The 13671-nt window shown below is 73.3% G+C and carries 11 protein-coding genes; 7 read left to right on the top strand and 4 right to left on the bottom strand.

The features are described 5' to 3' along the window. Positions 1 to 92: 92 nt before the first annotated feature. Entirely contained in the window at positions 93 to 1223 is a 1131-nt protein-coding gene (disA, locus tag ACX9I7_RS21755) for a DNA integrity scanning diadenylate cyclase DisA (protein WP_126915373.1), read from the bottom strand. A 148-nt stretch (positions 1224 to 1371) separates the two neighbouring features. After that, positions 1372 to 2835, bottom strand: coding sequence for a DNA repair protein RadA (radA, locus tag ACX9I7_RS21750; protein WP_387573619.1), 1464 nt, complete (start codon positions 2833 to 2835; stop codon positions 1372 to 1374). A gap of 231 nt (positions 2836 to 3066) precedes the next feature. Between radA and ACX9I7_RS21745 the strand changes: the two genes are divergently transcribed. After that, a complete protein-coding gene (locus ACX9I7_RS21745; RefSeq protein WP_459388256.1) occupies positions 3067 to 4761 on the top strand; it encodes a BACON domain-containing protein in 1695 nt (564 codons plus the stop codon). 18 nt (positions 4762 to 4779) lie between these two features. On the opposite strand, the gene ACX9I7_RS21740 is transcribed toward ACX9I7_RS21745, so the two are convergent. Further along, complete coding sequence (locus tag ACX9I7_RS21740; protein WP_387573625.1) at positions 4780 to 5664, bottom strand: hypothetical protein; 885 nt, start codon at positions 5662 to 5664, stop codon at positions 4780 to 4782. 45 nt (positions 5665 to 5709) lie between these two features. Between ACX9I7_RS21740 and ACX9I7_RS21735 the strand changes: the two genes are divergently transcribed. From ACX9I7_RS21735 to ilvD, 4 genes are all read left to right on the top strand, one after another. After that, positions 5710 to 6642 carry a Ppx/GppA family phosphatase gene (locus ACX9I7_RS21735; protein ID WP_387573627.1) on the top strand — a complete coding sequence of 311 codons (933 nt, stop codon included), beginning with the start codon at positions 5710 to 5712 and terminating at the stop codon, positions 6640 to 6642. 143 nt (positions 6643 to 6785) lie between these two features. Next, the gene (locus ACX9I7_RS21730; protein WP_387573629.1) at positions 6786 to 7640 is read left to right on the top strand and encodes a sugar phosphate isomerase/epimerase family protein; all 855 of its coding nucleotides are present in this window, start codon (positions 6786 to 6788) and stop codon (positions 7638 to 7640) included. Then, the gene (locus ACX9I7_RS21725; RefSeq protein ID WP_387573631.1) at positions 7637 to 8326 is read left to right on the top strand and encodes a TetR/AcrR family transcriptional regulator; all 690 of its coding nucleotides are present in this window, start codon (positions 7637 to 7639) and stop codon (positions 8324 to 8326) included. Before ACX9I7_RS21730 ends, ACX9I7_RS21725 begins: the two co-directional genes overlap by 4 nt. Before the next feature lie 101 nt (positions 8327 to 8427). Then, positions 8428 to 10278: a dihydroxy-acid dehydratase gene (ilvD, locus tag ACX9I7_RS21720; RefSeq protein WP_189456963.1), complete on the top strand. Its 1851-nt coding sequence runs from the start codon at positions 8428 to 8430 to the stop codon at positions 10276 to 10278. A 42-nt stretch (positions 10279 to 10320) separates the two neighbouring features. Here the strand turns inward: ilvD and ACX9I7_RS21715 are convergent, their stop codons facing one another. After that, positions 10321 to 12519: a protein kinase domain-containing protein gene (locus tag ACX9I7_RS21715; RefSeq protein WP_459388288.1), complete on the bottom strand. Its 2199-nt coding sequence runs from the start codon at positions 12517 to 12519 to the stop codon at positions 10321 to 10323. A 116-nt stretch (positions 12520 to 12635) separates the two neighbouring features. On the opposite strand from ACX9I7_RS21715, the gene ACX9I7_RS21710 reads away from it, so the two are divergent. After that, positions 12636 to 12911: an SH3 domain-containing protein gene (locus ACX9I7_RS21710; RefSeq protein ID WP_459388287.1), complete on the top strand. Its 276-nt coding sequence runs from the start codon at positions 12636 to 12638 to the stop codon at positions 12909 to 12911. 75 nt (positions 12912 to 12986) lie between these two features. Beyond that, positions 12987 to 13499: a hypothetical protein gene (locus ACX9I7_RS21705; RefSeq protein WP_459388255.1), complete on the top strand. Its 513-nt coding sequence runs from the start codon at positions 12987 to 12989 to the stop codon at positions 13497 to 13499. Positions 13500 to 13671: the final 172 nt, after the last annotated feature.

Genomic DNA, 13671 nt, shown 5'->3' with positions numbered 1-13671 from the left:
CGGGGCCCTGACACTATGCGGCTCCGCCGCGCGGGCGCGCCCAGCCACACGCGACCCGCAGCGGCCTGACGGCATCCGGCTGAGCGGCGAAGCTAGACGTACCGCTCCAGAATCGACGACTCCGCCAGCCGCGAGAGCCCCTCGCGCACGGACCGCGCCCGGGCCTCGCCCACGCCGTCCACGGTCTGGAGGTCGTCCACGCTGGCGGCGAGAAGCTTCTGGAGCCCCCCGAAGTGGTCCACGAGCCGCTCGATGATGGCGCCGGGCAGCCGGGGCACCTTCGCCAGCAGCCGGTAGCCGCGCGGCGAGACGGCGGAGTCCAGCGTCTCGGGGGAGCCGCTGTAGCCCAGGGCACGGGCGACGATGGGCAGTTCGAGGAGCTCGGCGTGGGAGAGGGAGTCCAGGTCGGAGAGGGCCTCGGGGACCGTGCGGGTGCGCTTGGCGGTCGGCTCGGGGACGTAGTCCCGCACGACCAGCTCCCGTTCGGGCTCGACGCCCGCGATCAGCTCGTCGAGCTGGAGGGAGAGCAGCCGGCCGTCCGTGCCGAGCTCGACCACGTACTCCGCGATCTCCGTGGCGATGCGGCGGACCATCTCCAGCCGCTGGGAGACGGCCGTGACGTCCCGGACGGTGACCAGGTCCTCGATCTCCAGGGCGGACAGCGTGCCCGCCACCTCGTCCAGGCGGAGCTTGTAGCGCTCCAGGGTGGCCAGCGCCTGGTTGGCGCGGGAGAGGATCGCGCCGGACTCCTCCAGGACGCGGCGCTCCCCGCCCACGTACAGGGCGATCAGCCGCATCGACTGGCTGACGGAGACCACGGGGAAGCCCGACTGGATGGAGACGCGCTGCGCGGTGCGGTGGCGGGTGCCGGTCTCCTCGGTGGGGATCGACGCGTCGGGGTACAGCTGGACGCCCGCCCGCACGATCTTGCTGATGTCCTTGTCGATGATCAGCGCGCCGTCCAGCTTGCACAGCTCGCGCAGCCGGGTGGCCGTGAACTCCACGTCGAGGACGAATCCGCCGGTGCACATCGACTCGACGGTCTTGTCCATGCCGAGGACGATGAGCCCGCCGGTGTTGCCGCGGAGCACGCGCTCCAGGCCGTCACGCAGGGCCGTGCCGGGCGCGACGGCGCTCAGCGTGCGCATCAGCCCGTCGACCCCGGAGCCACCGGAGGCGCCTCCGGACTTGCCGGGGCCCGATGCCCGGTCGTTGGCTGCCACTGCACTCCTCAGGTCGCAAGGTCAACGGTGCCGCGGGCCGCCCTGCTGTCGCGTACGCGCCGTCGTGCACGCCGTGCGCGTCGCGCGCTGTGGTGTGCGGCGGAGCGTACGTGCGGGCGGGACCAGGGAAAGTCTACTGGCGCCCAGCCTATTCGGGAGTGGTCCTCGGGCTCGCCTCCCCGCCGGGCTCCCGGCCCGTCTCCTTGCCCGCCCCCCGGGCCGGCTCGCGGCGGGGGCGCTTGGGCAGCACGCGGAGGGCCTCGCCTATGTCCGAGACCTCCAGCACCTTCATCCCGCTGGGCACCTTGCCGGGGTCGGCGGGCACGAGGGCGTGGGTGAAGCCGAGCCGGGCCGCCTCGGCCAGCCGCCGCTGCACGCCCGTGACCCGTCTGACCTCGCCCGCCAGCCCCACCTCGCCGATGGCCACCAGGTTCTTCGGCAGGGGGGTGTCGCTGGCGGCGCTGGCCAGGGCGAGGGCGACGGCCAGGTCGGCGGCGGGCTCGGAGAGCTTCACGCCGCCGACCGTGGCGCTGTAGATGTCGCGCTTGCCGAGGGCGCTGATGCGGCCGCGCTGCTCCAGCACGGCGAGCATCATCGAGACGCGCGAGGTCTCCAGGCCCGAGGTCGTCCGGCGCGGGGAGGGGATCTGGGAGTCGACGGTCAGCGCCTGCACCTCGGCCACCAGCGGACGACGGCCCTCCAATGTCACTGTCAGACAAGTGCCCGGCACGGGCTCGGCACGCCGGGTGAGGAAGAGGCCGCTGGGGTCGGCGAGACCGGTGATGCCTTCGTCGTGGAGCTCGAAGCAGCCGACCTCGTCCGTGGCGCCGTAGCGGTTCTTCACGCCGCGCACCAGGCGCAGCCGCGCGTGCCGGTCGCCCTCGAAGTGGAGGACGACATCGACCAGGTGCTCCAGCAGGCGGGGGCCCGCGATGGCGCCGTCCTTGGTGACGTGACCGACCAGGAGCGTGGCCATGCCGCGCTCCTTGGAGGCCCGGATGAGGGCGCCGGCGACCTCGCGGACCTGGGCCATGCCGCCGGGCGCCCCGTCGATCTCGGGGGAGGCCACGGTCTGGACGGAGTCCAGGATCAGCAGCGAGGGCTTGACCGAGTCGAGGTGCCCGAGGACAGCGGACAGGTCCGTCTCGGCGGCGAGGTAGAGGTGGTCGGAGAGGGCGCCGATGCGGTCGGCGCGCAGCCGGACCTGGCTCGCGGACTCCTCGCCCGTCACATACAGCGTGCGGTGCTCGTCGGAGGCCGCCTTGGCCGCCACGTCCAGCAGCAGGGTCGACTTGCCGACGCCGGGCTCGCCCGCGAGCAGCACCACGGCGCCGGGCACCAGGCCGCCGCCGAGCACCCGGTCCAGCTCGGGGACGCCCGTGCCGCGCGCGGTGGCCTGCCGGCCGTCGACCTGGGCGATGGGCACGGCGGCGGTGGTGACCCTGCCGGGCGCGGTCGTCCGTACGGCGGGCGCGCCGCCGAACTCCTCGACGGTGCCCCACGCCTGGCACTCGGGGCAGCGGCCGAGCCACTTGGCGGTGGTCCAGCCGCACTCGGTGCAGCGGTAGGAGGGCCGGTCCTTGGCGGACGAGCGAGAGGTACGGGCAGCCATGCGGAACACCGTAGCGGTGGGCACTGACAGTCCGGTCGCGAGTTCGGCCGGTCCGGTCGTGAGTTCGGTCGTCGGTTTCGGTCGTCAGTACGTACCGTCGTGTCCGGAGCTCGGCCAATCGGGGCGGAATGTTGGGCTCCTGTCCCCCTTTGAGGGAGAGAGTCACCCGTATGGGCTAAACCTCTGTGAGCAGGGCGGACGAGGGCGCGACACCGGCCTACCGTCGCCGGGATGATGACGAGCAGGCCCGAGCCCCCCACGCATGCCACCGGCGCGCACCGCGCACCCAGCAGTGCGCCGCGAGCGGACCGGCACCAGGTCGTCGAGAGCACCACCGGCACCACCGAGCACATCGAATACGACTACGACGAGGAAGACCTCGACGAGAACAGCCCGCACCTCGACGGCCTGTTCACCTACTGCCTGTCCGTCCTGTGCGACCACGAGACCGCCGTCGCCGCCCTCGGCGAGACCCTGGCGCTCGCCGAGCGCCGGGCCGACCGCGCCCCCGCCGAGGAGGCGCACCGCGCCTGGCTGTACGCCCTCGCCCGCTGGGGGTGCCTGCGCAGGCTCGCCGAGCGCGGCCCGGACGACCCGCCGCCCGCCCCCGACGCGGGCGCCCGCGCGGAACTGGCCCTGCTCGCCTGGCCCGAGGCCGCCGGCACCACCGCCGAGCAGCGCGAGGCCCTGGAACTGGCCGTGCGCCACGGGCTCGCCCCCCACGAGGTCGCCGCCGTGCTCCGCATGGACCTCGACGCGGCACGCGTCCTGCTCTCCAGCGCCGCCTGCGAGGTCGAGCGCACCCGCACCGCGCTCGCCGTCGTCGAGTCGGGCCGCTGTCCGGTGGTCACCCGCTTCGTGGGCGACCGGGAAGTGCTGCTGGGCGCCGCGCTGCGGCGCGAGCTCGTCCGTCACGTCGACGAGTGCGCCGACTGCCGCCGTACCGCCGAGCGGGCCGTCGCGGGCGAGCCCTGGCCCGGCACGGCCGCCTCCCCGGCCGCCGCCCTGCCCGTCCTCCGCGCCCCCCGCGCCGCAGCGCGCGCCGCGATGCGCGGCGCCCTGGACGCACGCCCCACGCGCCGGCGCGCGAGCGCCCAGCGCGCCGCGACCCCGCGCTTCGACCGCGGCGGCTTCCCCCTCACCCCCAAGGACCGGGCCGCCCGCCGCAGCAGGCTGCGCAGCCGGGCCGTGACCACCACCGTCGTGGCCACGGTCGTCGCCGCGCCCCTGCTCGCCCTGTGGGCCGCCTACCGGGGCACCCCGGTCGGCGAGGGCTCGGGCGCCGCCCCGGTGTCCGCCACCGAGACCGACAGCCTGGGCGGCAGCCCCCACGAGGGCATGTACGAGGGCGCCTACGCCGATCCGTACGAGGCGACCGCCCCGGCGGGCCCCACGCGGCGCGTCAACGGCACCCCGGGGCCCATCGGCCACCGCTTCCCGGACGTTTCCGTGGCCGTCCTCGGCCCGGACGGCAGCACCACCCCGGCCGCACGCTCCGCCGACACCGCGCCCCCGGCCGCCACCACGCCGCCGCACGCTCCGGCGGGCCGTCCCGCCGACCCGGCCGGACCCGCCGCACCGGTCGGTCACGTAGGCCCCGGCAGGCTGACGGTCGAGGCGCAGCCCAGCGGCACGGCCACGCTCATCAAGCTCACCGCCGACGGTGGCGAACCGGTCAGCTGGTCGATGTCCGCCGGGGCGCCCTGGCTGCGGCTGAGCCAGCCCGGGGGAGTGCTGTGCCCGGGGCAGTCCGTGACGGTCACCGTGCTCGTCGATCACAGCCGGGAACCGGCGGGCCCCTGGAGCGCCCGAGTGGCCATCGCTCCGGGCGGCACGGTCGTCACCATCGAAGGCTGCGGCGCTCCCCGCCCGACACCGACCCCGTACCCGTCGACGACCCACCCGTCGGCGCCCCCGAGCCCGTAGCGGGGCCCGGGGTGGCTACTACTCCCGGCTGTCCGCCGGATGCGGAGCCATCGGCAGCAGCGACCCCATCCGCTGCTCGCACAGCTCCACCAGCCGCGCGTACCCCTGCTCACCCATGAGCTCCACCAGCTCCGCCCGGTACGACACGTACACCGGATCCGCGCCCACGTGCGCGGACCGCGCCGACGTGCACCACCAGTGGAGATCGTGCCCGCCCGGACCCCAGCCCCGTCTGTCGTACTCACCGATCGAAACCTGCAGCACCTGCGTGTCGTCCGGCCGGTCGATCCAGTCGTACGTACGCCGCACCGGCAGCTGCCAGCAGACGTCCGGTTTCGTCTCCAGCGGCTCGCGGCCTTCCTTCAGCGCCAGGATGTGCAGCGAGCAGCCCGCGCCGCCCGCGAAGCCGGGGCGGTTCTGGAAGATGCAGGAGCCCTTCCAGCGCCGGGTCTGCCGCTCGCCGTCCTCGTCGACCTGCGTCCACCCGGACTCCGCGCCCACCTCGTGGAACTGCCAGATCTCCGGCGTCAGCCGCGCCACGTGCCCGGCGACCCGCTGCTCGTCCTCCTCGTCGGAGAAGTGCGCGCCCAGCGTGCAGCAGCCGTCGGCGGCGCGCCCGGCCCGGATGCCCTGGCAGCCGTCGCCGAAGACGCACGTCCAGCGGGAGGTCAGCCAGGTCAGGTCACAGCGGAAGACCTGTTCGTCGTCGGCCGGATCGGGGAACTCGACCCAGGCACGGGCGAAGTCGAGCCCGACCTCGTCGGGCGCGGGGGCGTCCTTGGCGGCCTTCACCACTTTGGACCCGAGCTTGTCCGACTTCTTGGAGCTGCCGGCACCGTCGACCTGCTTGCTGGAGGCTCTTTCCCGCTCTTTGTCCGGTTTGGCCTTCTTCGTCTTCGCCACCCCTCAAGACTAAGTGCCCTCGACCACCGCAGTAGCGTTCAGGCCATGAGACTCGGTGTCCTCGACGTGGGTTCGAATACGGTCCACCTGCTGGTGGTCGACGCGCACCCCGGCGCCCGCCCGCTGCCCGCCCACTCCCACAAGACCGAGCTGCGCCTCGCCGAGCTGCTGGACGGCTCCGGCGCGATCAGCGACGCCGGGATAGAGCGGCTCATCGGCGTGATCCAGGAGGCGCTCCAGGCCGCCGAGGACAAGGGCGTCGAGGAAGTGCTCCCCTTCGCCACCTCGGCCGTCCGCGAGGCATCCAACGCCGACGCCGTCCTCAGCCGCGTCCAGCAGGAGACCGGCGTCACCCTGCCCGTCCTCACCGGCGAGGAGGAGGCCCGGCTCACCTTCCTCGCCACCCGCCGCTGGTTCGGCTGGTCGTCCGGAAAGCTCCTTGTCCTCGACATCGGCGGCGGCTCCCTGGAGATCGCCTTCGGCCTCGACGAGGAGCCCGGCGCGGCCGCCTCCCTCCCCCTCGGCGCCGGCCGCCTCACCAAGGCCTGGCTCCCCGGCGACCCGCCCGACCCCTCGGACGTCCGGGCGCTCCGCCGCCACGTGCGCACCGAGATCGCCCGTAAGGTCGGCGACTTCGCCCGCCTCGGCGCGCCCGACCACGCCGTCGCCACCTCCAAGACCTTCAAGCAGCTCGCCCGGATCGCGGGCGCGGCCCGCTCCGCCGAGGGCCTCTACACCCAGCGCACGCTCAGCCGGAAGGCGCTGGAGGAGTGGGTGCCCAAGTTGGCCACGATGACCACCGCCCAGCGTGGCAGGCTCCCCGGGGTCTCCGACGGCCGCGCGCCGCAACTGCTCGCGGGCGCGCTCGTCGCGGAGGCGGCGCTGGAGCTGTTCGGGGTCGAGGAGATCGAGATCTGCCCGTGGGCGCTGCGCGAGGGCGTCATCCTGCGCCGCCTGGACCACCTGCCCACGCCCTGAGCGGACCGCCCGGTGGGGCGGGCAGTGCCGCCCCACCGGGCGGTGCCGTGCCGCCCCACCGGGTCCCACCGTGACGTACGCGACGTACCCCTCGTACGGAACCACCTGCCCGCCGCCGGAGGGGCGGGCATACGCTGTCCCTCGTGACAGAGCCAGTGGTGCGCATTCCGGATGCGAAGGTCGCGCTGTCCACGGCATCGGTCTACCCCGAGTCGACGGCGACGGCCTTCGAGATCGCCGCCCGGCTGGGTTACGACGGTGTCGAGGTCATGGTGTGGACCGACCCGGTCAGCCAGGACATCGACGCGCTGCGTCGCCTGTCCGACTACCACCAGGTGCCCATCCTGGCCGTCCACGCCCCCTGTCTGCTGATCACCCAGCGCGTCTGGTCGACCGACCCGTGGGTCAAGCTCCAGCGCGCCCGCGCGGCGGCGGAGAAGCTGGGCGCGAGCACCGTCGTCGTCCACCCGCCGTTCCGCTGGCAGCGCTCCTACGCGCGCGACTTCGTCCAGGGCCTGTGGCGCATGGCGGGCGAGACCGACGTCCGGTTCGCCGTCGAGAACATGTACCCGTGGCGCTACCGCGACCGCGAGATGCTCGCCTACGCCCCCGACTGGGACGTCACCAAGGACGACTACCGCCACTTCACGGTCGACCTGTCGCACACGTCGACGGCCCGCACGGACGCCCTCCAGATGATCGACCGGATGGGCGACCGGCTCGCCCACATCCACCTCGCCGACGGCAACGGCTCCGCGAAGGACGAGCACCTCGTCCCCGGACGCGGCAAGCAGCCCTGCGCCGAGGTGCTGGAGCGCCTGGCGACGAGCGGTTTCGACGGGCACGTCGTGATCGAGGTCAACACCCGCCGGGCCATGTCCGCCGCCGAGCGTGAAGCGGACCTGGCGGAGGCCCTGGCCTACACCCGCCTCCACCTCGCCTCCCCGACGGGAGCGCCGAGGGCGGGAGCGCCGAGGACGGGGGCCCCGAGACCGTGACGACGAGCGAGGAACCGCCGACTGGAGGCCGTGAGGACCAGCCCCCGGCCCAAGGCCGGGAGGAGCGTCCCCCCGCCCCCCGCCGTCGCGGCCGTCCCGCCCGTGCCGACGCGGGCGACGGCCCCGGCGCGCGCGAGCGCATCCTCACCGCCGCCCGCGCCGAGTTCGCCGAGCGCGGCTACGACAAGGCGTCCATCCGCGGCATGGCCAGGAGCGCCGGCGTCGACCCCGCGCTCGTCCACCACTACTTCGGCCCGAAGGAACAGATCTTCGCCGCGGCCGTCGAGACGGCCTTCGCGCCCGCCCTCGACGCCCAGGCGGTCGTCGTCCAGGGCCCGCTGGACAGCGCGGGCGAGCGGCTGACCCGCTTCGTCCTGGGGCTGTGGGAGGACCCGGTCACCCGCGAGCCGCTGCTCGCGATCGTGCGGTCGGCCGTGGCCAACGAGGCCGCCGCCGAGGTCTTCCGGAACCTGGTGTACACCCGGCTGATGACCCGCATCGCCGCCGAGCTGACGGCCCCCGACGCACAGCTGCGGTCCGAGCTGGCGGCGGCGCACCTGGTCGGCGTGATCATGCTGCGGCACGTCATCAAGATCGAACCGCTGGCGTCCAGGGACATTGGACAGGTCGTGGCGATGGTCGCCCCGGCGGTCCAGCGCCACCTGACGGGCGACCCGGCCGCGTAAGGCCCCCGGATACCCCGCCGCATCTCGCATCCCGGAAACCCTGTCCGCCTCGCGGACCGGCGGCGTAGGCTCGGACGTCCGAGACACAAGGAGTGAGCAGGATGCCCGAGCTGAGGTCCCGCACTGTCACCCACGGCCGCAACATGGCGGGCGCCCGAGCCCTTCTGCGGGCCGCGGGCGTAGCGCGCGAGGACTTCGGCAAGCCGATCATCGCGGTCGCGAACAGCTTCACGGAGTTCGTCCCGGGCCACACCCACCTCCAGCCGGTCGGCCGGATCGTCTCCGACGCGATCAAGGCGGCGGGCGGCATCCCCCGCGAGTTCAACACCATCGCCGTCGACGACGGCATCGCCATGGGCCACGCGGGCATGCTCTACTCGCTGCCCTCCCGCGACCTGATCGCCGACTCCGTCGAGTACATGGTCGAGGCCCACCGCGCCGACGCCCTGATCTGCATCTCCAACTGCGACAAGATCACCCCGGGCATGCTCATGGCCGCGCTGCGCCTGAACATCCCCGTCGTCTTCGTCTCCGGCGGCCCCATGGAGGCCGGCCAGGCCACCCTCGTCGACGGCACGGTCCGCAAGCTCGACCTGATCAACGCCATCGTCGACTCGGTCGACGAGAACGTCTCCGACGAGGACGTGCTGCGCATCGAGGAGAACGCCTGCCCGACCTGCGGCTCGTGTTCCGGCATGTTCACCGCCAACTCGATGAACTGCCTCACCGAGGCCATCGGCCTCTCCCTCCCGGGCAACGGCTCCGTCCTCGCCACCCACACCGCCCGCAAGGCGCTCTACGAGAACGCCGGCCGCACGGTCGTGGAGATCACCAAGCGCTACTACGACCAGGGCGACGAATCCGTCCTGCCGCGCAACATCGCCACCCGCGCCGCCTTCGACAACGCCATGGCCCTCGACATCGCCATGGGCGGCTCCACCAACACGATCCTCCACCTGCTCGCCGCCGCCCAGGAGGCCGGGCTCGACTACGACCTCAAGGACATCGACGCCGTCTCGCGCCGCGTCCCCTGCCTGGCCAAGGTCGCCCCGAACATCGCCCCCGGCGGCACGTACTACATGGAGGACGTCCACCGCGCGGGCGGCATCCCCGCCATCCTCGGCGAGCTCTACCGCGCCGGCCTCCTCGACGAGGACGTCCACTCCGTGCACTCGCCGACGCTGGCCGAGTGGCTCAAGACCTGGGACGTGCGCGGCGGCTCCCCGTCCGCCGAAGCCGTCGAGCTGTGGCACGCCGCCCCCGGCTGCGTCCGCTCCGCGACCGCCTTCTCGCAGTCCGAGCGCTGGGAGTCCCTCGACGTGGACGCCGCCGGCGGCTGCATCCGCTCCGTCGAGCACGCGTACTCCAAGGACGGCGGACTGGCCGTCCTCAAGGGCAACCTGGCCGTCGACGGCTGCGTGGTGAAGACCGCCGGCGTCGACGAGTCGATCTGGACGTTCGAGGGCCCGGCCGTCGTCTGCGAATCGCAGGAGGAGGCCGTCGACAAGATCCTCTCCAAGGTGGTGAAGGAGGGCGACGTCGTCGTCATCCGCTACGAGGGCCCGCGCGGCGGCCCCGGCATGCAGGAGATGCTCTACCCGACGTCCTTCCTCAAGGGCCGCGGCCTCGGCAAGGCCTGCGCCCTGGTGACGGACGGCCGCTTCTCCGGCGGCACATCGGGGTTGTCGATCGGCCACGCCTCGCCCGAGGCCGCCTCGGGCGGCACGATCGCGCTTGTCCACGACGGCGACCGCATCCGCATCGACATCCCGTCCCGCTCGATCGAACTCCTCGTCCCGGAGGACGAACTGGCCGCCCGCCGCGAGGCCCTCGGCGGCACGTACGCGCCGAAGAACCGCGACCGCAAGGTCTCGGCGGCCCTCCGCGCCTACGCGGCCATGGCGACGAGCGCGGACAAGGGCGCGGTGCGGGACGTCAGCAAGCTGGGGTGAGAAAGCTGGGGTGAGAACGGGCCCTCGGCGGGGCGGCGCGCCCTACCGCCACCCCGCCGGATTCCGCGCGTCCACCGCGAACACCGTTCCGTCCGGCGCCGCGCCGAACACCTTCCCGTCCGCGACGACCGGCGCGGGGAGCAGCTCCAGGAAGCCCCGCCCGGCCCGACCGAGGCGGGGCGTCGTCTGCCCCAGCAGCGCCCCGCGCCCGGCGTCCACGGCCAGCAGCCGCCCGTCGGCGGCGGAGAAGTACAGCCGACGTCCCTCCTCATCAGCGACCAGCGCCGACGCGTTGGCCACGGACGTCTCCATCCGCCACAGCTGCCCCGGGGTATGCCCGGGCGGCGTGTCCGCCGTATCGACCGCGGTCAGCCCGCCGTCCGAGGACAGGACGTAGACCAGGTCCCCCTTCGCGAGGACGCTCGATGCGTCCAGCGGCGTGCGGAGCGGAATCCGCCGCTCCCGCCCGATCCCGGGGGTGTACCGGACGACAGCGGAAATCTGCGTCCGCGCATTGGCCTCGCTGAGATAAACGCTGCCGTTCGGCCCGGCGCCGACCGCCGTCAGCGCACCGTCCGCCGTCCACCGCCACAGCGTCGTACCCCGCACCGGGTCGACGCCGACGACCTGCGTGTGCCGCCCGTCGGGCGCGAGGGCGACGCCGATGGCGTCACGTCCGTAGAAGGAGAAGACGGGCTTGATCCCACCTGGCAGCGCGTGCCGCCACCGCTCCCGGTTCGTCGCCCCGTCGACCGCCGTGATCACCCCGTCCCCGGCGACCAGCAGCACCGTGTCGCCCGCGTGGTAGACCCGCCCGTCGTACGCCGACACATCGCGGGTCCAGCGCGGCTCACCCGTGGCCGGGTCGAGCGCGGACAGCTCCCGCTTGTCCGGCGACAGCGCGTGCACCAGCCCACCGGACACATGCGGCGCACGCGCCCCGCTGACACCGGCCGCACCGCTCGCACCAGGCCGGTCGCTGCTCGCTGCCGGCCGCCGCCAGGTGACCTTGCCGGAGGCGGCGTCGATACGGGCCGCGTGCACGTCCCGCCCGGCGCAGTACAGGGCGCCGTCCGCGTAGGTACAGAACCCGGCCCGCACCTCACCGTTCCCGGCGGGGTCCGCCAGGACGGACGTCTCCCACGGGCGCCAGGACGAACCCGCGGGAGTGGGGTGGTCGCTGTGCGCCGGCTGCTTGCCGAGGTCCTCCGCCTCCTCCATCACCCAGGCGCCGCCCGCTATCAGCGCGACGGCGGCCACGGCGGCCGCCGCGCCCCGTCGGAACCGCGACATCCGCCGGGAGGAAGGGGAATGGGAAGGAGCGACCGAAGCGACTGAAGCGACTGAGGCGACTGAAGCGACCGAAGAACCCGCGACTGGAGAAGCCGTCACCGGAGAGGCCGTCACCGGCCCGGGCTCCGGCGTCGGCAGCATCGCCATGATCGCGTCGGGCGTCGGCCGGTCCGCCGGCTCCTTCGCGAGACAGGCCCGGATCAGCGGTACGAGATCGTCCGGCACCCCCGTCAGATCGGGCTCGTCGTGGACGACCTGGTACGCGACGATGTACGGACTCTCCGACTCGAACGGCCCCCGCCCCGTCGCCGCGTGCACCAGCAACGACGCCAACGCGAACACGTCCGCCGCCGGCCCCACCTCACGCGGCCGCTGGAACTGCTCCGGGGCCATGAAGGGCGGCGTACCGATCAGCTTGCCGGTCTCCGTGCGCAGCTCGCTGTCGTACGGCCGGGAGATCCCGAAGTCGATCACCTTCGGACCGTCCTCGGCGAGCAGCACATTGCTGGGCTTGAGGTCCCGGTGCACGACGCCCGCCCGGTGGATGTCGCGCAGCGCCTCCGCGAGCCCGGCCGCCAGCCGCCGCACCTCGTCGGAGCTCAGCGGCCCGTTCCGCTTCACCTGCTGGGAGAGCGTGGGACCGGGGACGTAGAGGGTGGCCATCCACGGCCGTTCACCATCGGGATCGGCGTCCACGACGGACGCGGTGAACGCACCGCTCACCCGTCGCGCCGCCGCGACCTCCTGCCGGAAACGCGCCCTGAACTCGGGGTCCGCCGCGTACTCCGCGTGCACCACCTTGACCGCGATGCGCAGCCCGGAGGGCGAGCGCGCCAGATGGACGACGCCCATGCCGCCCGAGCCGAGGCGCCCCTCCAGCCGGTACCGGCCCGCGTACTGCGGATCGTCCGCTTCCGGCCCGGTCCCCGTACTGCGCAGCGGCGGCATGCCCCACCCCCGTGTCACCCGTGTGATTCGACCGCTTTCGGCGGCTTGCGGAGCCTAATCGATGGGGCAGGGGGTACCGGGGAGGCGCAGCCGCGCGTTGCTAGCCTGCACATGTCATTCACCTCACGGGGGAGAACACCATGGCGTACTACTCGATCGCTCCCGGCTATCAGGTCAATGTCCGCCGGGGCCCCAGCAGCGACAGCGAACTGGTCAAGGTCCTCCCGCAGGGCTCCAGCGTCTCCATCCGCTGCCAGACCCGCGGCGAGACCGTCTCCGGCCCGTGCGGCACGACGGACGTCTGGGACTGCATCGCGCCGGGCCAGTACGTGTCCGACGCGTATGTGAAGACGGGCAGCAGCGGCTACGTGGCCGTCGCCTGCTCGGGCTGAGGCCGACAAAGCCGCTTCGCCACCGGCTCGCCGCCGCCTCGCCGCCGGACGCGCGGCCCTGGCGATAATCGACGTATGAGCGGCGAGCACGAGATGGCGACCGGACCCCGGCCCGAACCAATCCGGTTCTTCGGTACGACCTGGGTCGAGCACGACGGCGGCTACGCCCTGCGCCGGGCCGGGCTCGCCGTGGGCTCCCTGGCAGCGGCGGCGGCCGGCGCGTTCGTCCTCCGCCTGGGGTACGAGGGCCTGGCCATCGCCCAGGTGGGCGGCCTGATCAACGCGATGGTCGTCGTGGCCTTCGCCGTCTGCAGCGCTCTCGCCTTCCGTCGTACATGGGAGCGGTTCGTCCGCCGCCCGGAGGGCCCGGCGGACGCGGCGGCCGAACGCTCGATGCAGAGCATCATGATGATCGGCTTCCTGGGCACCCTGCTCGCCTACTTCTTCCGCAGCCTCATGGAGGCCCCGGGCGAGAAGCTCCACCGCGCCGAGTACGACGCGGCCCGCGCCCGCCACGAGCGCCGCCGTACGACCCGCACGGGCAACCCCGCGGCGCGGGCGCCAAAGGGGCGGCGCAAGCACCCCTGAACCTCGTGTAGAGTTCTCCGAGTTGCCACACGGCAACGACCTCCACTACTTGGACGGCTTCCCTGAACGGGAAGAATTTCGGCTTGCCGAAATTCGGAACGGGCACCGATTAGGCGCCCCGGGGAAAATCCGCTAAAGTAGTGATCACGCCGGAGGCCGAAAGGCCGAAAGC

Source organism: Streptomyces sp. L500, from assembly GCF_054551825.1.
The sequence above is the reverse complement of the archived record's forward strand: the minus strand, read 5'-3'. Positions and strand labels throughout refer to the sequence as shown.